We start from the raw sequence: 17,406 nt of genomic DNA, 5'->3' as shown, positions 1-17,406 counted from the left end.
CTCAGGCCTCGCCCTTCGCCCCGCCCGAGCGGTGGAACAGCTGCGAGGTCCGCAGCAGGGCCAGCTTGGCGCTGTCGGGGTTATGGCCATTGGGGGCCACGAAGGCGTGTCCGGCCTCGTAGAGATAGATCGGCAGGTCCGGATGGGCCTCGCGGATCGCCTCGACATCGGCCAGCGGGATCATGCTGTCGGTCTTGCCGAAGTGCAGGATGGTCGGGACCTTGGGCGTCTCTTCGCGATAGGCGACGATGTCGCCGCCATAGAAGGCCGAGACCGCCGTCAGCCCCTCGCAGCGGCAGGCCGCCAGCCAGGCCGTGGTGCCGCCATAGCAGAAGCCCATGGCGAACACCGGCCCCGGCAGGGCGTCAATGCAGGCCTGGACGCGGGGGAGGGTGGAGACGCCCCAGCCGGTCGCCTTGCCCATGGCCATGCGGACGTCGAGGATCGAAGGCGTGGTGTCCTCGGCCGGGAAGTCGGCGTCGGCCGCGTCCATCAGGCTGGGGACGATGACCTCATAGCCCTGCTCGGCCAGGTTGTCGGCCAGCTGGCGCAGGTGCGGGGTGACGCCCCAGATGGCGTGCAGCAGGACGATCCCGCCGCGCCGGGCCTCTTGTGGCGGCGCGTGGTAGGCGGCGAACGGCGCGCCGTCTTCCTGGCAGGCCAGGGCGATCCGCTCGCCCATCAGGCGGCCCCATTGGCGGCGAACAGCGCCAGGGTCCGCTCACGGGCCAGCTCCGCGTCGGCTAGGTCGCTATCCGGACGGCCGTCATTGTTGAAGCCGTGGCCGCTGTTCTCATAGACATAGACTGCCACGTCCGGATGTGCGGCCTCGACCTTGGCCTTGACCTCGTCAGCCGGGATGTGGCCGTCCTGGCGGCCCAGATGCACGATCACCGGCGCGTTCAGCGCCAGCTCGGCGTTGGCGGCGATCATGCTGCCGTAATAGGCCGAGCCCGCCGCGAGGCCCTTCAGCCGGGCCGCCGACAGCCACACCAGCGAGCCGCCCAGGCAATAGCCGACCGCGAACACCGGACCGCGCGCGGAGAGCTCGTCGATACAGGCCTGGATGTCCGACAGCATGGCGTCGATCCCGACCTTCTGGACGTAGCTGACGCCCGTCTGGAAGCCTTTGGGATCATGCTCGGCGGTGAAGCCCGGCTCGGCGCGGTCGAAGATCGACGGGGCCAGCACCTCGAAGCCCTTGGCCGCCCAGCGCGCGACATCGGCCTGGACGTACTGGTCGAGGCCGAAGATCTCCTGGATCACCACCACCCCGCCCTTGCGGGCGTCTTGCGGCTGAGCGTGCAGGGCGGTGAAGGCAAAGCCGTCGATGGCGGAGGTCAGGGTGATGGTGTCGGACACAGGCGTACTCCCTCGAAGGAACTGGCGGGCATCCAAGGGGCGCATGGCCCTCCTGGTCAAGCGGCGTTGCTCAGGTTTGGCGGCGCGACACCCGCGTGAAGAGGTGCGGCGCGCGCTGATGTATGGCGACGATCAGCTGGCGTTCGGACAAGGTCAGGCGCTCGACCGGGATGTCGATCGTTCCGTTACGCTCGCGCCCGGAAGCGATGCGCTGGAGGATCGGTGGCGAGGCCGTCTTCAGGCGCAGGCAGCGAACGTCGTCGCCGACGCTCTCGATGTCGGCGGCGATGATTTCGCTCCAAGCCAGGAAGGAGAGCGTCTCCTTCTGACCTTCGCGCCAACCGAGACCCTCGGCGGTCAGGACTATGCGCGGCGCGATGTCGAAGAAGGCCGGCGTCGAGAGCAGGACGACCAGGATCGCCGAGCCGAGATAGAGCGGCCAGGTCTTGTGATCGCCGAAGACGCCAAAGCCGATCATGAGCAGGACGAAGGCGCCGAGCCAGCCGGCGGCCTTCAGTCGGGATGGACGAACCTCGAGCGCGGCCTCCGCACTCACGGGACGATCCTTACCGCCGCGCCGTCGCGGGTCAGGCGCCAGATCTCCTCGATCTCGGGATCGGTGACGGCGATGCAGCCGTCGGTCCAGTCCTGGCGCTTGTAGAGGGAGGCCAGATGGCCTCGGCCGTTGGGCAGGCCGTGGATCATGATGTCGCCGCCGGGATCGATCCCTCGGGCGCGAGCGGCCTGGTTCTGGGCGGGCGTCGGGTAGCCGATGCGCAACGCGCGGTGATAGGCGCTGCCGGGGTTGCGGCCGGTGATGCGGTAGTCGCCTTCGGGCGTACGGCGATCGCCGGACCGGGTCTTGGGCGCCAGGCCGCCGCGTCCCAGCGAGACCTTGTAGGTGCGCACCGCCCGCGCGCCGACGTACAGCGTCATGCGGTGGGCGGCCTTCTCGACCACGATGCGGTCGACGCTCGAGGCGGCCACAGCGGGCGTCGCGGCCTGCGGCGAACCGCAGGCCGTCAGCAGCAGCGCCCCGGCAAGAGCGAGGCGCCGCACCGTTCTAGACGTTGAAGCGGAAGTGCATCACGTCGCCGTCCTTGACGACATATTCCTTGCCTTCGGCGCGCATCTTGCCGGCTTCCTTGGCCGGACCTTCGCCGCCCAGCTTGACGAAGTCTTCGTAGGCGATGGTCTCGGCGCGGATGTAGCCCTTCTCGAAGTCGGTGTGGATGACGCCGGCCGCCTGCGGGCCGGTGTCGCCGACGTGGATGGTCCAGGCGCGGGCTTCCTTGGGGCCGACCGTGAAATAGGTCTGCAGGTCCAGCAGGGTGTAGGCCTCGCGGATCAGGCGGTTCAGGCCCGGCTCTTCCAGGCCCAGGGTTTCCAGGAACTCGGCGCGTTCCTCGGAGTCCAGCAGGGCGATCTCGCTCTCGATCTGGGCCGAGATGACGACGCTCTTGGCGTTGTCCTTGGCGGCGCGTTCGGCGACCAGGGCGGAATACTTGTTGCCCTTGTCGGCCGAGCCTTCGTCGACATTGCAGACGTACAGCGCCGGCAGCGAGGTCAGCAGCTGCAGCATGTGCCACGCCTTCTCGTCGTCGGCGTCGATCTTGGCGGCGCGGGCCGGACGGCCTTCGCGCAGCAGGGCCAGGGCGATATTGGCCAGGCGCAGCGTGTTGGCGCTTTCCTTGTCGGCGCCGACCTTGGCGCGCTTCTCAAGGGCGGGGACGCGCTTTTCCAGGCTTTCCAGGTCGGCCAGCATCAACTCCATCTCGATGATCTCGAGATCGCTGATCGGGTCGATGCGGCCCTCGACGTGGACGATGTCGCCGTCCTCGAAGCAGCGGGCCACGAAGGCCACGGCGTCGCAGTCGCGGATGTTGGCCAGGAACTGGTTGCCCAGGCCTTCGCCCTTGGACGCGCCGCGCACCAGGCCGGCGATGTCGACGAAGGTGATGCGGGCCGGGATGATTTCCTTGGAGCCGGCGATCTTGGCCAGGGCGTCCAGGCGCGGCTCGGGCACGGCGACTTCGCCGGTGTTGGGCTCGATCGTGCAGAACGGATAGTTCGCGGCCTGGGCCGACGCCGTCTGGGTCAGGGCGTTGAACAGGGTGGACTTGCCGACGTTGGGCAGGCCGACGATGGCGACTTTAAGGGCCATGGAACTCTCGTGGATTTCGTTGGGCGGGCGATTACCACGGATGGGCGGGAAACGCGAACAGCCTCAGCCCCTTGCAAGAACTGCAACCGCATCAGATATCAAAGGCGCAAAGGAGCACCCCCATGAGCGTTCGTCCCGTTCTGAAGATCGTGAAGGGCATGCCCGCCTCGGATGGCGACGGCGTGCGGCTGACCCGGATGCTGGGCACGCCCGAGGCTCAGATGTTCGACCCGTTCCTGATGCTGGACTGTTTCGACAACGACCAGGCGTCCGACTACATGGGCGGCTTCCCCGACCATCCGCACCGCGGCTTCGAGACCGTGACCTACATGCTGGAAGGCCGGATGCGTCACAAGGACAACACCGGCCGCGAGGGCATCATCGGCCCCGGCGGCATCCAGTGGATGCGGGCCGGCAAGGGCATCGTCCATTCCGAGATGCCCGAGCAGGCCGAAGGTCGCATGCGGGGCTTCCAGCTGTGGGTGAACCTGCCCGCCAGACTGAAGATGAGCGAACCCGGCTATTCGGAGTTCGAGAGCGACGCGATCCCGGTCGAGGCGCGTGACGACGGCGTCACCGTGAAGGTGATCTCCGGCGTCACGGACGCGGGCACGGCCGGCCCGATCGGCGGCGGCGCGGTCGACGCCCTGTACTTCGACGTCGTGCTGCCGGCGGGGACCGTGTTCGAGGAGCCGGTCGGCGATGACCGCAACACGATGCTGGCCGTCTATGAAGGCCAGGTCCGCGTCGCTCACGACACCGTGGACGCGCTGTCGGGCGTGTTCCTCGGCCGAGGCGACACCGTCCGCGTTGAGGCGGTCACCGACGCCCGCGTGCTGCTGCTGGCCGGTCGTCCGATCAAGGAGCCGGTGTTCTGGCACGGCCCGTTCGTCATGAACTCCCGCGAGGAGATCCTGCAGGCGTTCGAGGACTTCCAGCGCGGCCGGTTCTAAGGCGCGCTAGCGGATATCGACCGCGCTCTCGAAATAGGCCGTGGGGCTGCCTTCGGCGTGGGCGACGATGGCGACCTCGAAGGTCTTGCCGTCATCCAGCGCCAGATGGACGCGGCCGCGCCGGAACGCCTCGCGCATCGCCTCCGGCTCGCCGGTGAGGCCGCCCTTGGCGGAGCGCAGGCCCCGGTTGTCCAGATAGTGCAGCGAGAAGGTCACGGGGTGAACCTGACGTGCGATCGTCAGTTCGCCTTGGCCGGTATGCGGCGGCTTGGGGGGTCTTGCCATCCGCATAGAACGCGCGAGACGCGCTTATGGGTCAGCGAAAGCTGTGGAGAAAGAAGGAGCGGCCCGGCATTCGTCGGGGGGGCGCGTCTAGCCGGGCCGCTCGTGTCCCCAGAGCCGCGAAAGGCGCTGTCCGGACGCTAGAAGAAATCGCCTGGGCGCGGTCGGTTCCCGCTGACTTGAATTTCGATCCGCCTAGCCGCCCACCGCCGCCGCCGCGAAGTCCCGCCAGCTCTTGGCCTCCTTGCGGAAGTGGGCGTGGGTCTTGGACAGGCGCTTGTCGATCTCGGCCAGTTGGACGCGGGCCTCGTCCTTGCGGTCCATGCGGGCCAGGAAGACGGCGTAGCGGGCGATGCCCTCGAAGCCCGGATAGTTGTCGGCGGCCCAGTGCAGGGCGGTCTCGGCCTGCTCCTCGCGGCCCAGGGCGTGGTAGACGCGGCCCAGGGCCAGCATGACGTGGGCGGTGCGGCCGCCGGTGGGCGACTCGGCCAGCTTTTCCAGCAGCGGCAGGGCGTCGTTGGGGCGGGAAAGCTCGATCAGGGCGTTGGCGCGGCCCAGCAGCAGTTGCGGGTCATCGGCGTACATGCCCGTCAGGCTGTCGGCGTAGAGCTTCTCGGCCTCGGCGTGCTTGCCAAGCTCGGTGGCGGCCACGGCCAGGCGGACACGGTTGGCGACGGTGGCGGTGTCCTCGACGGCGCGGGCGGCCTCGCGGTACTCGCGCTGCGGGTCGATGGCCTTGCGTGCGGCCTGGCCCATCTTCTGGGCCGTGCGGCCGCCGAACCAGGGCGGGGCGATGACGGCCACGAAATAGACGATCCCGCCGATCGGCTGGAAGGCCAGGATGATCCACAGCCAGTACATCTGCTGGCCGGTGCGGACCACGTGGACGCACAGGATGATGGCGAACAGGAACGACAGGCCGATCAGCGGCAGAGGCAGCGAGAACATCCTTTAGTCCTCCTTGGCGGGCTTGCGCGGGTCGGCCTTCGGGGCGGGGGCCAGGCGCATGACCTCGGCCTGGTAGCGTTCGTCGTCGCCCACGGCGGCGAAGGGGAGGGCGTCGGCGATGGCGTCCAGCATCGGGTCCAGCCACTGGTGCTCGACCTTGTGGAAGTCGCCCAGCACGTAGTGCATGACCGCGTCCTTGTGGCCCGGATGACCCACGCCGATGCGGCCGCGGCGGAAGGCGTCGCCGACCTGGCTGGTCACCGAGCGGATGCCGTTGTTGCCGGCCGCGCCGCCGCCGGCCTTCATGCGGAAACGGCCCGGGGCCATGTCGATCTCGTCGTGGAAGACGATGACGTCGGAGGGCTGCAGCTTGAAGAACTTCATGGCCTCGCCCACGGCGCGGCCGCTCTCGTTGTAATAGGTCTTGGGCTTGAGCAGCAGCAGCTTGACCACGCCGTCCGGGGTCGAGACCTGACCCTCGCAGGCCAGGCCCTGGAAGCGCGCGCGCCACGGGGCCGTGCCCCATTTGCGGGCCAGGGCGTCGACGGCCATGAAGCCGACGTTGTGGCGGTTCTTCTCGTACTTGGGCTCGGGATTGCCCAGGCCGGCGAGGATCAGCATCGCAAAGGTCTCAAGGGGACAAACAAAAACGGGCGGACCATGAGGCCCGCCCGCTCTTTAGATCAGATCGGTGACCCGACCGAGAGGCGATTAGCCTTCGGTGGTGGTGTCGCCGGCGCCCGACTGAGCGGCCGACGAGGCCTTCAGGGTCGCGATCACGAAGTCGCGGTCCGTGGCCGGCTTCACGCCTTCCGGCAGCTTCACTTCCGAGATGCGGATGGTGTCGCCGATGTCGTGCGAGGCCAGGTCGATGACCAGCTCTTCCGGGATCTGGTCGGCCGGGCAGGCCAGCTCGACGACGTGACGGATGACTTCCAGCGAGCCGCCTTTCTTCATGCCGATCGAGGTTTCGTGGTTCTTGAAGTGCACCGGCACTTCGATCTTGATCAGCTGGTGCTCGCTGACGCGGAACAGGTCGAAGTGGACCGGCTCGTCGGTGACCGGGTGGAATTGCACGGCCTTGGCGATGACCGATTGCTTTTCGTCGCCGTGTTGCAGCGTCACCAGGTGACCCAGCAGCTTGCCGGTGTACAGCGACTTGCGGAATTCGTTGATCTTCACGGCGATGTTCACCGGGGCCTTGCCGCCGCCGTACAGGGTGCCGGGGACCTTGCCTTCGCGGCGGGTGGCGCGGGCGTTGCCGGTGCCGGCGCCTTCGCGGACTTCAACGTTCAGGATGATCTCGGCCATGGGACTGTCTTTCTAGAGAGCCGGATGCTCTCTTCTGTGACCTCGCGCCTATGGCTGGATCGCCACGCTCGCCCGGTCGTTTTAGGGTCGCGCTACATACACAAAAGGGCCGGGCGACGCAACGCCCGGCCCTTTCGGCTGGAATAGGGTGGAAGATCAGCCCTTCTTGGCGGCCGGCTTCTTGGCCGGAGCCTTCTTGGCCACCGTCTTCTTGACCGGCTCGGCCTTGGGCGGCGGGGGCGGTTCGGGCGGCAGGGTCGCGCCCGAGGCCTTCACCACGCAGGCGCCGGTGTCGATCAGGATGTGCTGACCCAGGCAGAAGATGTCCTCGTAGTGCGGCTTGGCCACGGCCAGGCACTGATAGAGGTTCAGCTTGGCCATGTTCAGGCAGTTGGCCGTGGCCCAGTCGGCGCTCAGGGCGTCGATCGAGGCCAGGTTGTTGTCGCCGGCCGCGCCCAGGGCGGCCAGGGCGGCCACGGCCAGGCCGCGGATGACCACGGGCTGATACGGAGCCGGCGCCGCGCGCGGGGTCAGGCCCAGCGACTGGCCGCCGGTCGAGGCCTGCTGCAGCACGGCCACGTCGGCGCTCTCGGCCAGGGCCGGGGTCGCCGACAGGCTCTTGGCGGACGCCAGGCGACCGTCGCGATCGACGACCGCGCCCTTCGACCAGGTCGATTTCTGCACGTCATAGGCCGACTGCTTCACGGCCTTGCCGGCCATGTAGACCTTCAGGCCGTCCGTGCCGATCGTGTCGATGATCAGGCCGGCGGCGCTGTCGCTGCCCTTGAACACGGCCGCGTACGACGGGTTGGAGAAGATGTTGGTGATCATCGTCTGGCGCTGGGCGGGGTCCTTGGCGACCTCGCGCACCGAGGCGACGAAGGTGGGGTCCTGCAGGGCCAGGACGGCGGCGTAGGCCACCGCGCCGTTCATGAACGACTTGGTCTCGTAGGCCGCGCCCAACTTCAGCGACGCCTGGATCTGGTCGCCGTTCTGGAAGGTCGGCGAGACGGCGGCGGCGCGGGCCATGTAGCCGCGGAAGGCGCTGGCGCGCTCGACGATGCTGGCCGACAGGGTGATCGGCGGCGGCGGCGGCGGCGCCTGCACGACCGGCGGCGGCGGGGCGGGCGCAGGGGAGCTACAGGCCGCCATCAGGGCGGCCAGCGCCACGACGGTCGTCGTCAGGACGACGCGCGTACGCGATTGAAGACGCATTTCTAGAAGTTCCCCATCAAGTCTTGGTGGCGCGCTTAGCAAGCCAGGTCGGCGACAATGTGACTGTCGCCCCGTTAACCAAGCTTTTACAAGCGGGGCCGTGCGCGAGGCGAGTACGGGCTCGCCTCTCGCCCGATAGGCTTTAGTCGAAGAGCTTCGAAACCGACTCTTCGTTGGCGATCCGGCGGATGGCCTCGCCGATCAGCGGGGCGCACGAGACGTAGCGGATCTTCGGGCAGGTCTTGGCCTGGTCCGAGGCTTCGATCGAGTCGGTGACCACCAGTTCGGTCAGGACCGAGCCGGCGACGCGGTCCACCGCCGCGCCCGACAGGACGCCGTGGGTGATGTAGGCGCTGACCGATTTGGCGCCGTGGCTCATCAGAGCCTGGGCGGCGTTGCACAGGGTGCCGGCCGAGTCGGCGATGTCGTCGAACAGGATGCAGCGGCGATCCTTGACGTCGCCGATGATGTTCATGACTTCCGACTGGCCCGGACCCGAGCGGCGCTTGTCGACGATGGCCAGGTCGGCGTCGTCCAGGCGCTTGGCCAGGGCGCGGGCGCGCACCACGCCGCCGACGTCCGGCGAGACGACCATTAGGTCGGGGCCCATCGGATAGTGCTTGCGGATGTCGTCGGCCATCAGGCGCGAGGGCAGCAGGTTGTCGGTCGGGATGTCGAAGAAGCCCTGGATCTGGCCGGCGTGCAGATCCATCGTCAGGACGCGGTCGGCGCCCGAGCGGGTGATCAGGTTGGCGACCAGCTTGGCCGAGATCGGCGTGCGGCCGCCGGTCTTACGGTCCTGGCGAGCATAGCCGAAGTAGGGCAGCACGGCCGTGATCCGCTTGCCCGACGCGCGCTTCAGGGCGTCGATGCAGATCAAGAGCTCCATCAGGTTGTCGTTGGCCGGATAGCTGGTCGACTGGATGACGAAGACGTCCTCGCCCCGCACGTTCTCGTCGATGGTGACGAACACCTCGAGGTCGGCGAACCGGCGCACCTGGGCGCGGGTCAGCGGCATGTCGAGATATTCCGCGATCGCCTGGGACAGCGGGCGGTTGGAGTTGCCGGACAGCAGCTTCATGGGGATATCTCGGGGTGGGGGGCGGCCGATGCGGGGCCTTCTAGCAGCGATCGGCCCGGGGGCAAGTGTTAACGACCAGACTTTCTCGCTTCCGTACGCGGAGGATCGTCCGCGTGGTTTCGGCGCCTCACGCTTCGATGCTGATCGCCGACAGCAGACGACCATAGTCGCCCTCGCCGTTTAGGAAGGCGCGGCGGTTGGAGAAGAACCACTCTTCTTCCGCCCGCGTGTCACGGCCGACCCATTCGCGGCGCTCGACGCCGGCGGTCTCCAGCCGGTCCAGCACGAACGACGGCAGGTCGAAGAAGCGCTTGTCGTCGCTCGCGCCCGGCTTGAAGAACCGGCCCGAGCCGGGGCAGTCGGCCTCGAACTTCTGCAGGAACTCCAGCCCGACCTCGTAGGACTTCGGACCGATGCAGGGGCCGACGACGCCGGTGATCCGCTCGGGCCTGGCGCCCAGCTCGACCATGGTGTCGACGGCGGCCTGGACGACGCCGTCCAGGGCCCCGCGCCAGCCGGCGTGGGCGGCGGCCACGATCCGGGCTTCGGGATCGACCAGCAGCACCGGCGCGCAATCGGCCGCCAGGGCCCCGCAGATCACGCCCGGCGTCCGGGTCACGACCGCATCGCCTTGCGGACGGACATCGCCCCACGAGCCGTCGGCCTTGATCGCGATGGTCGAGTGGATCTGGTAGCAGGTGTTGAGGTCTTCCGGATCGCCGCCGAACCAGCGCGCGGCGCGGGCGCGGTTCTCGACCACGTCGGCCGGATCGTCCTTGCTGCCGCGCCCGACGTTCAGGCTGTCGTAGATGCCCGTCGAGGTCCCGCCCTTGCGGGTGAAGAAGGCGTGCTTGATCCCCGGCAGGCTGGACAGCAGCGGCGACTGGATGGTCGGCAGGTCGGGCTTCTTGGTCATGTCGCGTCCTCGAAGAGGGGGGGCGAAAGGTCGGGCGCGGTCAGGCACGCGACCTTGAACAGAGCGCCCATCTGCGCCTTGCCGACGAGGCGATCAAGCTGTCTTGCGATCTGTTCGGAGCGATCGGGGCGGGCGGCCGCCAGCGCCTGGGCGCGGGCCTCGATCCCCAGGGCCAGCAGGAACTCGGCCTGGCTGAGGATCGGCCCGGCTTTCGCCCCGGTTTCCCGCGCGGCGGCGACCACCGACGGGAAGTCGGCCCAGACGGTGAGGTCGGCCAGGCCGGCCGTGGTCAGCGGGTCGACCTTCTGATGGTTGCGCACGGCCTGCAGCGTGTCGCCGGCCTCGGGGACGTCGCGGCCATAGTCGATCAGCAGCGCCGCGCCGCCGTCGGTCGTCAGGCGATGGGCGATGTCCGAGGCCAGGGCGGCCTGGGCGGGAGAGGATTCCCAGATGCCGCCTTCATCCGCTTCGGGAAGGTGAAGCGGGGCCGCGTCAGGCGATTTGCCCAGGCCGCGCAGCCCGAACGCCAGCTCGCCGTCCTCGGAAAGGCCGATCACCCGCTCGGCCCAGCCGTCCTTGGTCTTCACGAACTGCCGCGCCGGCAAGCAGTCGAGCAGCTCGTTGGCCACCAGGATCATCGGACCGGCCGGCACTTCATCCAGCCGTCCAACCCAGCGGGGCGTGTCGCCCAGTCGCTCGGCCTGTCGAGCCCGCAGCGGGGCCGACACTTCAACCAACCACACCTGCGCGGCCGCCAGGAAGTCCGGGTCCAGCTTCCCCGCCCGCAGCAGGTCGCTCATCAGCGTGCCGTCGCCCGGCCCCATCTCGACCAGGCGGAACGGTGAGGGCCGACCCATGCGCGTCCAGGTCTCGAGCACCCACAGGCCGATCAGTTCGCCGAACATCTGGCTGACCAGCGGGGCGGTGATGAAGTCGCCGCCGGCCCCCAGATCGGGCCGCAGGGCGTAGTAGCCGTCGCGCGGGTCGTGCAGGCAGCGGGTGAAGAACTCGGGAACGCCGATCGGCCCGTCCTGGGCGATCTGCGCCTTCAGGCGATCAAGCAGGCTCATGAGCCTCTTCGACCACCGGCTCCTTCAGCGCCTTCCACATCAGCCAGCCGCCGACCAGGAACATCGGGATCGACAGCATCATCCCCATGGTCAGGCCGAACGGGAAGTTCGGCATGCCGACGTCAGGATTGCGCACGTTCTCCAGCGACAGCCGGAACAGGCCATAGGCGATCAGGAAGGTCGCCACGATCGCGCCGCGCCGTTGCAGCCACTTCAGGCGATAGACGGCGAAGGCCAGGATCAGGAACAGCAGCAGGCCCTCCAGGCCCGCTTCATAGAGCTGGCTGGGATGGCGCGGCGCGCCGCCGGCCGGGCAGCCCCCGCGATTGGCCGCCTGGATGGTCTCGTTGCAGAAGATGACGCCGAACGGGCCGTCGGTATGGCGGCCCCACAGCTCGCCGTTGATGAAGTTGGCGATGCGGCCGAAGAACAGGCCGATCGGGGCCACCGGCGCGATCAGGTCGCCCAGCTTCAGCACGTCGATCTTCTGCTGGCGGGCGAACAGGGCGATCGCCGCGCAGACGCCCAGGAAGCCGCCGTGGAAGGACATGCCGCCTTCCCAGATCTTGAAGACGTCCAGAGGGTGCGCCAGCAGCCAGGCGCGCTGGTCGGCGTTCATCAGCATATAGAAGAGGATGTAGCCGATGCGTCCGCCCAGGATGATGCCTAAGGTGATCCAGAGGACGAGGTCGTCGATCTGCAACGGCGTGGCGGTCGGCGTACGGCCGCCCCACAGGCTGGGCGTACGGGTCATGCGGACGGCGAAGCGCCAGCCCAGCAGGATGCCGGCCACATAGGCCAGGGCGTACCAGCGCAGGGCCAGCGGCCCCCATTGCAGGGCGAACGAGCCGATATGGACGACCGGATCGATGTTCGGGAAGATCACGCGCGGCTCCGTGCGGGACAGATGGTCGCACCACTATAGCGTTCGGGCTTCGCTTTCATCCCCCGTTTCCCATATATAGAGCGCTCGCCCACCTAACGGGCCCCTCGGAATTGCGATGCACAGCCAGAACCCCTTCCTCGACGAATTCGCCAAGCTGACCCAGGCGGCCATGGGCATCGCCCAGACGGCCAGCGAAGAGGCCAAGACGGCCATGCGGGCGCAGGCCGATCGTCTGGCGGCCGAGTTCGACCTGATCCGTCGCGACGATTTCGAGGCCCTGAAGGCCGAGGTCGCGGCGCTGCGCGAAGAGGTCGCCGAGCTGAAGGCGGCCAAGAAGGCGCCGGCGAAGAAAACTTCGTCCGCAGGCGAATAAGCGAATCACCGCTCGCTCGCGGCGTGAAGCGAGTTGAGACGAACGCAACGAAGCAGATTAGTGTCCCTTGGCACGTGAGCGATTCATGGCGGGGGCTCCCCCCGCCGTCGCGGGCGGGGACGTAGGTTTTTCATGGACACCCAACCGGAAGACGACGACGTCCTGATGGCTCTCGATCCCCTCGAGGTGGTCGAGCATGTGCTGTCGGCCGAGAATCTCACCTTCGATCGCACCGAAGACGGCGATCTGGCGTTCGCGCTGAAGGGCGACTGGAAGGACTACGAGCTGTGGTTCGCCTGGCGGCCCGAGGCCGATTGCCTGCAGCTGTGCCTGTCGCTGGACCTGCGCGCGCCGAAGTCCAAGCGCGCCAACGCCTATGAACTGCTGGCCCTGATCAACCAGCGCGTCTGGCTGGGCCACTTCGAGGTCTGGACCGAGGACGGCGAGGTGGTGTTCCGCCACGCCCTGGCCCTGCCGGCCGGCGAGCGCCCGACCATGGCCCAGGCCGCCTCGATGATCGACGCGGCGGTGGAAGCCGCCGATCGTTTCTTCCCGGCCTTCGAATTCCTGCTCCAGGGCGCCAAGACCCCGGACGAAGCCATGGCCGCCTGCATGTTCGAGACCGTGGGCCAGGCCTGATCGCCTTCTTGGCCCTTGGCCGAGCGGTTCTGGAAGCTTAAGGGCTCCGACGAGATCATCGTCGGAGCCCTTTCCCTATGAGGTCGAGCATGACCCCCATTCTTCTTCTCGGCGCGGGCCGCATGGGCGGGGCCTTGGCCGAGGGCTGGCGCGACGCCGGCGCCTTCTCGACCGCCGACCTGATCATCCGTGATCCGAACGTCGATCCCGCCGCTTTCGAAGGCGCGGTGGTCAATCCGCCGCTGGAAGCCCTGGGCGCGGCCAAGACCGTGCTGCTGGCCGTGAAGCCGCAGATCTGGCGCGAGGCGGTCAAGGACGTGGTCCCGCACCTGGCGGCCGACGCGGTTGTGGTCTCGATCGCGGCGGGCGTGCGCGCGGCGGATATCGCCGAAGCCTTCGGCGGCCGGCGCGTGGCGCGGGTGATGCCGACCACGGCCGTGGCCATCGGCCGGGGCACGGCGAGCATCTATGCCGAGGATGACGCGGCCCGCGCGGCGGCCCGTGCGCTGTTCGCGCCGGTCGCGACGGTGGTCGACCTGCCGAACGAAGACCTGATGCACGCGGCTACAGCCGTGTCGGGCTCGGCGCCGGCCTATCTCTACGCCTTCGTCGAGGCGCTCGAAGCCGCCGGCGCCGCGCAAGGGCTGGACGGGGTGGACAGCGCTCGACTGGCCCGCGCGACGATCATCGGCGCGGCGGCCCTGATGGAGAAGGGCGGCGAGGAACCGGCCGAACTGCGCAAGCAGGTGACCTCGCCGGGCGGCACGACGGCGGCGGCGCTGAGCGTGCTGATGGGCGAGGGCGGGTTCGGCGAGCTGCTGCCGAAGGCGCTGGACGCGGCGGTAGCGCGTTCCAAGGAACTCGGCGGCTAACGTCGGCGCTGCCCCCTCCGACCCTCCGGCCCACCTCTCCCCCAGAGAGGGAGGAGAGCTGCGCCATTCTGCTCCCCCGCTGGGGGAGCTGTCGCGGAGCGACTGAGGGGGCAGCGCTGCGTTCGCAGTCTTGTCTCCGCCACCTTCCCACGCCATGTCAGAGTCCATGACCGCCGCTGACGACATCCTCGACCGCGCCGCCGCCGCCGCGCTTTCCCTGGCCGCCGACAAGCCGTGGCCGGCCATCGCCCTGCGCGACATCGCCGTGAAGGCCGAGGTGCCGTTCGCCGAGCTCTACGGCCTGGCCGACAGCAAGCACGCGGTGCTGGCTCACCTCTCGGCCCGCTTCGACCGCGCCGCGCTGGGCGTCGACTACGCCGAGACCGCCGACGTTCACGACCGCCTGTTCGACGCCGCCATGGCGCGCCTGGAAGCCATGGAGCCCCACCGCGCCGCCCTGATCGCCATCGCGAAATCCGAAGGCGTCCTGACCTCGGCGGCCCGCTTCCCCCGCATCGCCCGCGCCGTCCTGGAAGCCGCCGGCATCGAGGCCACCGCCCCGCGCCTGGCCGCGATGACCGCCGTCTGGGCGCGCGTGGTCCAGGTCTGGCGCGACGACGAAGGCGCGCTGAACCGCACGATGGCCGAACTGGACAAGCGCCTGAAGCAGATGGCCGACCGGCTCGGCAAGATCGGGGCCGGCTTCTAACCCGGCAACCGGATAGACGCCCTCAAGCCCCCCATCATCGACCGCGACAGCACCAGATCCCCGCCCAGCCCGCGCGCCATGTCCCGCGCGATGGCCAGGCCCAGGCCGACGCCCTTCTCGTTCTGGTTCCGGCTCTCGTCCAGCCGCGAGAACGGCTTGAAGGCCTCTTCGTAGCGGTCCTCGGGGATGCCCGGACCGTCGTCGTCGACCGCCACCTCGACGCCGCCGGTCAGGCGCGCGGTGGCCGTCACCTTCACCCGATCGGCATGGGCCACGCCGTTGTCGATCAGGTTGGCCAGCGCCCGCCGGAAGGCCAGCGGCCGCAGCCGCGCCTCCAGGTCGCGGGTGATCTCGGTCTCGACCATCGCCCCGCCGCGTTCGGCGTCGGCGACCACGCCCTCGACCAGTTCCGACAGATTGGCCACTTGAGCGGTCTCCCCGCCTTCGCCGCGGGCGAAGGCAAGGTACTCGTCGATCATGTGCTCCATCTCGGAGAGGTCGCCCTTCATGGCCTCCAGTTGTTCGCTGGGCTCGGACATGGCCATTTCCAGCTTCAGGCGGGTCAAGGGCGTGCGCAGGTCGTGGCTGACACTGGCCAGCAGGGCCGTGCGCTGCTCGATGTGGCGAACGATGCGGGCCTTCATGGCCATGAAGGCCATCGCCGCCTGGCGCACCTCGCGCGCGCCATGCGGCTTGAAGTCGTGGTCCTCGCCCCGGCCGAAGGCGTCGGCGGCGTCGGCCAGGCGCTCGATGGCCCGCACCTGGTTGCGGATGAAGAGGATCGCGATCCCGGTCAGCAGCATGGTCGCCACCACCATCCACAGGATGAAGATGTGGCCCTGCGTGGCGTAGGCCCGGTCGCGCAGGGCGTAGATCTGCAGGACCCCGTCCTTCACCTGCACGCGGATGTCGATATAGGCGGTGTAGCGGGTGGTATCGAACCAGAACGGGTTGTCGAGCCGCTCGTCCAGGGCCCTGTCCAGCGAGCGGTCCAGCGCGGCGAACAGCGACGGCCGGTGGCCGGTCGGCAGCGTCTTGCCCTTCTGGAAGGCGATCGACAGCGACATCGAGTCCTCGGCCCGCTTGGCCAGTTTCTCCATGGCGGCGGGGCTGGGATCGTCATCGTACGACTGCACCGCCCAGGCGATGTCGCCGGCCAGGCCCTCCGACAGCTTGCTGGTCACCGACTGCCAGTGGGCGTCGAAGAAGGCCCAGGTCACGGCGATCTGCATCACCGCCACCGGCAGCACGATGATCAGCAGGCTACGGCCGAACAGGCTGGTCGGCAGCCACCGCTTGATGAACAGCGGGATGTAGAGCTTGGTCCGGAGACGCATCAGGGGCGCATCGATCAGTCCGGCGCCAGCCGGTAGCCGATGCCGCGCACGGTCTGCAGATAGCGCGGGTTCTTGGGGTCGGGCTCGATCTTGCGGCGCAGGCGGGTGACCTGGACATCCACCGCCCGGCCCGTGGCGTCGGCGGTGTCGCGGGCCAGCTCCAGGCGGTCGACCGGCTCGTGGGCCGAGCGGGCCAGACGGCGGAGAAGCGTCACTTCGGCCTCGGTCAGGCGGATCACCTCGCCGTCGCAGGTCAGCTCGCCCCGGTCGGACTCGAAGCTGCAGCGGCCGAACACCAGCGCCTTGGGCCCCACCGGCCGGGCGGCCGAGCGGCGCAGGATGGCCTCGATGCGCAGCAGCAGTTCCTGCGGCTCGAACGGCTTGCCCAGATAGTCGTCGACGCCGCTGGACAGGCCCTCGATGCGGTCGGCGGTCTGGTCGCGGGCGGTCAGCATCAGGATCGGCGTGCGGCCGCTCTCGCCGCCCTTGGACCGCAGGCGCTTGGTGAAGGCCATGCCGTCTTCGCCCGGCATCATCACGTCCAGCACCATCAGGTCGAAGTCCAGCGCGCCGAACAGGCGGTCGGCCCCGGCCGCGTCGGCGGCGGCGGTGACCCGGAAGCCGGCGCGGGTCAGGAATTCCTTGATCAGCTTGCGCAAGCGGTCGTCGTCATCGACGACCAGGATGTGGCGCTCGCGGCGTTCCTCAGGAGTCATGACGACAACTCTATCAGGTTTGGCGGCGGACGGCGCCGACCCCTTGTCGCGGTCCCGCCAGCGCCGCCAGGATCCGCCGGGCGCCGGCCACGCCGTCCAGCCCGCCCGTGCGATAGGCCCGAGCCAGCAGCGCCCGCAGCCGCTCGGCCGTGCGCTGCTCGAACGCCACGCCCTCGGGGGTCAGGGTCGCCGGACGCCGGCGGGCGTCCATGTCGCCCGAGCCGCGCTCGACCAGGCCGGCCTTCTGCAGATCGGCCAGGGTGCGACTGGCCGCTTGTTTCGAGAGACTGGTCAGCTTGGACAGGTCCTGCACCCCGATGCCCGGCCGGCGGCGCAGCAGGAACGCCGCGCGCCAGTGCGAGCGACCCAGGCCCAGGGTCTCGGCCTCCAGCGCCGCATCGACGGCGGCCCACAGCGAGGCCTCGGCCAGCAGGATCAGCTCCAGCCCGCCGTCCAGCTCCTCCTCGCGGAGGATCAGACGGGGATCGTCCGAACCGGGCTGCAGCGGGGCTATCATCGCATGGAGTCCATTTTATTTGACGCGTTGGCCCTCGGGGCGTCTAAGGGCCGGG

At 68.9% G+C, this 17,406-nt stretch carries 22 protein-coding genes; 5 read left to right on the top strand and 17 right to left on the bottom strand.

All coding sequences use genetic code 11. The features are described from left to right. Window position 1: 1 nt before the first annotated feature. The 5 genes from AC07YH_RS09690 to ychF all read right to left on the bottom strand — a co-directional run bounded on the left by AC07YH_RS09690 (window position 2) and on the right by ychF (window position 3,526). Entirely contained in the window at window positions 2-682 is a 681-nt protein-coding gene (locus tag AC07YH_RS09690) for a dienelactone hydrolase family protein (protein WP_494746798.1), read from the bottom strand. Continuing rightward, the gene (locus AC07YH_RS09685) at window positions 682-1,362 is read right to left on the bottom strand and encodes a dienelactone hydrolase family protein (RefSeq protein ID WP_494746797.1); all 681 of its coding nucleotides are present in this window, start codon (window positions 1,360-1,362) and stop codon (window positions 682-684) included. The genes AC07YH_RS09690 and AC07YH_RS09685 overlap by 1 nt, the downstream gene beginning before the upstream one ends. A gap of 70 nt (window positions 1,363-1,432) precedes the next feature. Next, window positions 1,433-1,918, bottom strand: a complete 486-nt coding sequence (locus tag AC07YH_RS09680) for a hypothetical protein (RefSeq protein WP_494746796.1) — start codon at window positions 1,916-1,918, stop codon at window positions 1,433-1,435. Beyond that, the gene (locus tag AC07YH_RS09675) at window positions 1,915-2,421 is read right to left on the bottom strand and encodes a L,D-transpeptidase family protein (RefSeq protein WP_494746795.1); all 507 of its coding nucleotides are present in this window, start codon (window positions 2,419-2,421) and stop codon (window positions 1,915-1,917) included. The genes AC07YH_RS09680 and AC07YH_RS09675 overlap by 4 nt, the downstream gene beginning before the upstream one ends. A 4-nt stretch (window positions 2,422-2,425) precedes the next feature. Beyond that, window positions 2,426-3,526 (bottom strand): redox-regulated ATPase YchF, encoded by a 1,101-nt coding sequence (ychF, locus tag AC07YH_RS09670; protein WP_494746794.1) that lies wholly within the window; start codon window positions 3,524-3,526, stop codon window positions 2,426-2,428. 122 nt (window positions 3,527-3,648) lie between these two features. Here ychF and AC07YH_RS09665 point away from each other — a divergent pair, with 122 nt between their 5' ends. Further along, window positions 3,649-4,479 carry a pirin family protein gene (locus AC07YH_RS09665; protein ID WP_494746793.1) on the top strand — a complete coding sequence of 277 codons (831 nt, stop codon included), beginning with the start codon at window positions 3,649-3,651 and terminating at the stop codon, window positions 4,477-4,479. Between the two features lie 6 nt (window positions 4,480-4,485). On the opposite strand, the gene AC07YH_RS09660 is transcribed toward AC07YH_RS09665, so the two are convergent. From AC07YH_RS09660 to lgt, 9 genes are all read right to left on the bottom strand, one after another. Then, window positions 4,486-4,764, bottom strand: a complete 279-nt coding sequence (locus AC07YH_RS09660) for a hypothetical protein (protein ID WP_494746792.1) — start codon at window positions 4,762-4,764, stop codon at window positions 4,486-4,488. 192 nt (window positions 4,765-4,956) lie between these two features. Beyond that, window positions 4,957-5,709 (bottom strand): tetratricopeptide repeat protein, encoded by a 753-nt coding sequence (locus tag AC07YH_RS09655; protein WP_494746791.1) that lies wholly within the window; start codon window positions 5,707-5,709, stop codon window positions 4,957-4,959. A 3-nt stretch (window positions 5,710-5,712) separates the two neighbouring features. Continuing rightward, window positions 5,713-6,330, bottom strand: a complete 618-nt coding sequence (pth, locus tag AC07YH_RS09650) for an aminoacyl-tRNA hydrolase (protein WP_494746790.1) — start codon at window positions 6,328-6,330, stop codon at window positions 5,713-5,715. A gap of 90 nt (window positions 6,331-6,420) precedes the next feature. Then, complete coding sequence (locus AC07YH_RS09645) at window positions 6,421-7,020, bottom strand: 50S ribosomal protein L25/general stress protein Ctc (protein WP_494746789.1); 600 nt, start codon at window positions 7,018-7,020, stop codon at window positions 6,421-6,423. A gap of 156 nt (window positions 7,021-7,176) precedes the next feature. After that, window positions 7,177-8,235, bottom strand: a complete 1,059-nt coding sequence (locus AC07YH_RS09640) for a hypothetical protein (protein ID WP_494746788.1) — start codon at window positions 8,233-8,235, stop codon at window positions 7,177-7,179. 142 nt (window positions 8,236-8,377) lie between these two features. Then, window positions 8,378-9,316, bottom strand: a complete 939-nt coding sequence (locus tag AC07YH_RS09635) for a ribose-phosphate pyrophosphokinase (RefSeq protein WP_494746787.1) — start codon at window positions 9,314-9,316, stop codon at window positions 8,378-8,380. A gap of 127 nt (window positions 9,317-9,443) precedes the next feature. Continuing rightward, entirely contained in the window at window positions 9,444-10,232 is a 789-nt protein-coding gene (pgeF, locus tag AC07YH_RS09630) for a peptidoglycan editing factor PgeF (RefSeq protein WP_494746786.1), read from the bottom strand. Then, a complete protein-coding gene (locus AC07YH_RS09625) occupies window positions 10,229-11,302 on the bottom strand; it encodes a class I SAM-dependent methyltransferase (protein ID WP_494746785.1) in 1,074 nt (357 codons plus the stop codon). The genes pgeF and AC07YH_RS09625 overlap by 4 nt, the downstream gene beginning before the upstream one ends. Further along, window positions 11,289-12,188, bottom strand: coding sequence for a prolipoprotein diacylglyceryl transferase (gene lgt / locus AC07YH_RS09620; protein WP_494746784.1), 900 nt, complete (start codon window positions 12,186-12,188; stop codon window positions 11,289-11,291). Before lgt ends, AC07YH_RS09625 begins: the two co-directional genes overlap by 14 nt. Window positions 12,189-12,303: 115 nt before the next feature. Here lgt and AC07YH_RS09615 point away from each other — a divergent pair, with 115 nt between their 5' ends. The 4 genes from AC07YH_RS09615 (at window position 12,304) to AC07YH_RS09600 (ending at window position 14,781) form a co-directional block, all read left to right on the top strand. Beyond that, a complete protein-coding gene (locus AC07YH_RS09615; protein WP_494746783.1) occupies window positions 12,304-12,561 on the top strand; it encodes an accessory factor UbiK family protein in 258 nt (85 codons plus the stop codon). A gap of 132 nt (window positions 12,562-12,693) precedes the next feature. Beyond that, a complete protein-coding gene (locus AC07YH_RS09610; RefSeq protein ID WP_125156682.1) occupies window positions 12,694-13,200 on the top strand; it encodes a type III secretion system chaperone family protein in 507 nt (168 codons plus the stop codon). An 89-nt stretch (window positions 13,201-13,289) separates the two neighbouring features. After that, entirely contained in the window at window positions 13,290-14,072 is a 783-nt protein-coding gene (proC, locus tag AC07YH_RS09605) for a pyrroline-5-carboxylate reductase (RefSeq protein WP_494746782.1), read from the top strand. A 166-nt stretch (window positions 14,073-14,238) separates the two neighbouring features. Then, complete coding sequence (locus AC07YH_RS09600; protein ID WP_494746781.1) at window positions 14,239-14,781, top strand: TetR family transcriptional regulator; 543 nt, start codon at window positions 14,239-14,241, stop codon at window positions 14,779-14,781. Here the strand turns inward: AC07YH_RS09600 and AC07YH_RS09595 are convergent. From AC07YH_RS09595 to AC07YH_RS09585, 3 genes are read right to left on the bottom strand one after another with little or no spacing between them, the layout of a single operon-like run. Continuing rightward, complete coding sequence (locus tag AC07YH_RS09595) at window positions 14,778-16,118, bottom strand: ATP-binding protein (protein WP_494746780.1); 1,341 nt, start codon at window positions 16,116-16,118, stop codon at window positions 14,778-14,780. The genes AC07YH_RS09600 and AC07YH_RS09595 overlap by 4 nt on opposite strands. 14 nt (window positions 16,119-16,132) lie before the next feature. Next, a complete protein-coding gene (locus tag AC07YH_RS09590; protein WP_494618815.1) occupies window positions 16,133-16,834 on the bottom strand; it encodes a response regulator in 702 nt (233 codons plus the stop codon). A 13-nt stretch (window positions 16,835-16,847) separates the two neighbouring features. Next, window positions 16,848-17,351 carry a MarR family winged helix-turn-helix transcriptional regulator gene (locus AC07YH_RS09585; RefSeq protein WP_494746779.1) on the bottom strand — a complete coding sequence of 168 codons (504 nt, stop codon included), beginning with the start codon at window positions 17,349-17,351 and terminating at the stop codon, window positions 16,848-16,850. Between the last annotated feature and the right edge of the window lie 55 nt (window positions 17,352-17,406).

The sequence above is a fragment of the Caulobacter sp. GW456-12-1-14-TSB4 genome (assembly GCF_059424195.1).
Note: the sequence above shows the minus strand (reverse complement) of the source record. Positions and strands in the feature narration are given on the sequence as shown.

What these genes read in the sequence shown, in the direction of transcription:
- AC07YH_RS09660 (WP_494746792.1), bottom strand. Translation starts at nt 4,764, where the DNA reads ATGGCAAGACCCCCCAAGCCGCCGCATACCGGCCAAGGCGAACTGACG.
- AC07YH_RS09610 (WP_125156682.1), top strand. Translation starts at nt 12,694, where the DNA reads ATGGACACCCAACCGGAAGACGACGACGTCCTGATGGCTCTCGATCCC.
- AC07YH_RS09635 (WP_494746787.1), bottom strand. Translation starts at nt 9,316, where the DNA reads ATGAAGCTGCTGTCCGGCAACTCCAACCGCCCGCTGTCCCAGGCGATC.
- proC (WP_494746782.1), top strand. Translation starts at nt 13,290, where the DNA reads ATGACCCCCATTCTTCTTCTCGGCGCGGGCCGCATGGGCGGGGCCTTG.
- AC07YH_RS09615 (WP_494746783.1), top strand. Translation starts at nt 12,304, where the DNA reads ATGCACAGCCAGAACCCCTTCCTCGACGAATTCGCCAAGCTGACCCAG.
- pgeF (WP_494746786.1), bottom strand. Translation starts at nt 10,232, where the DNA reads ATGACCAAGAAGCCCGACCTGCCGACCATCCAGTCGCCGCTGCTGTCC.
- pth (WP_494746790.1), bottom strand. Translation starts at nt 6,330, where the DNA reads ATGCTGATCCTCGCCGGCCTGGGCAATCCCGAGCCCAAGTACGAGAAG.
- AC07YH_RS09600 (WP_494746781.1), top strand. Translation starts at nt 14,239, where the DNA reads ATGACCGCCGCTGACGACATCCTCGACCGCGCCGCCGCCGCCGCGCTT.
- AC07YH_RS09645 (WP_494746789.1), bottom strand. Translation starts at nt 7,020, where the DNA reads ATGGCCGAGATCATCCTGAACGTTGAAGTCCGCGAAGGCGCCGGCACC.
- AC07YH_RS09585 (WP_494746779.1), bottom strand. Translation starts at nt 17,351, where the DNA reads ATGATAGCCCCGCTGCAGCCCGGTTCGGACGATCCCCGTCTGATCCTC.
- ychF (WP_494746794.1), bottom strand. Translation starts at nt 3,526, where the DNA reads ATGGCCCTTAAAGTCGCCATCGTCGGCCTGCCCAACGTCGGCAAGTCC.
- AC07YH_RS09665 (WP_494746793.1), top strand. Translation starts at nt 3,649, where the DNA reads ATGAGCGTTCGTCCCGTTCTGAAGATCGTGAAGGGCATGCCCGCCTCG.
- AC07YH_RS09590 (WP_494618815.1), bottom strand. Translation starts at nt 16,834, where the DNA reads ATGACTCCTGAGGAACGCCGCGAGCGCCACATCCTGGTCGTCGATGAC.
- AC07YH_RS09655 (WP_494746791.1), bottom strand. Translation starts at nt 5,709, where the DNA reads ATGTTCTCGCTGCCTCTGCCGCTGATCGGCCTGTCGTTCCTGTTCGCC.
- AC07YH_RS09595 (WP_494746780.1), bottom strand. Translation starts at nt 16,118, where the DNA reads ATGCGTCTCCGGACCAAGCTCTACATCCCGCTGTTCATCAAGCGGTGG.
- AC07YH_RS09640 (WP_494746788.1), bottom strand. Translation starts at nt 8,235, where the DNA reads ATGCGTCTTCAATCGCGTACGCGCGTCGTCCTGACGACGACCGTCGTG.
- AC07YH_RS09625 (WP_494746785.1), bottom strand. Translation starts at nt 11,302, where the DNA reads ATGAGCCTGCTTGATCGCCTGAAGGCGCAGATCGCCCAGGACGGGCCG.
- AC07YH_RS09690 (WP_494746798.1), bottom strand. Translation starts at nt 682, where the DNA reads ATGGGCGAGCGGATCGCCCTGGCCTGCCAGGAAGACGGCGCGCCGTTC.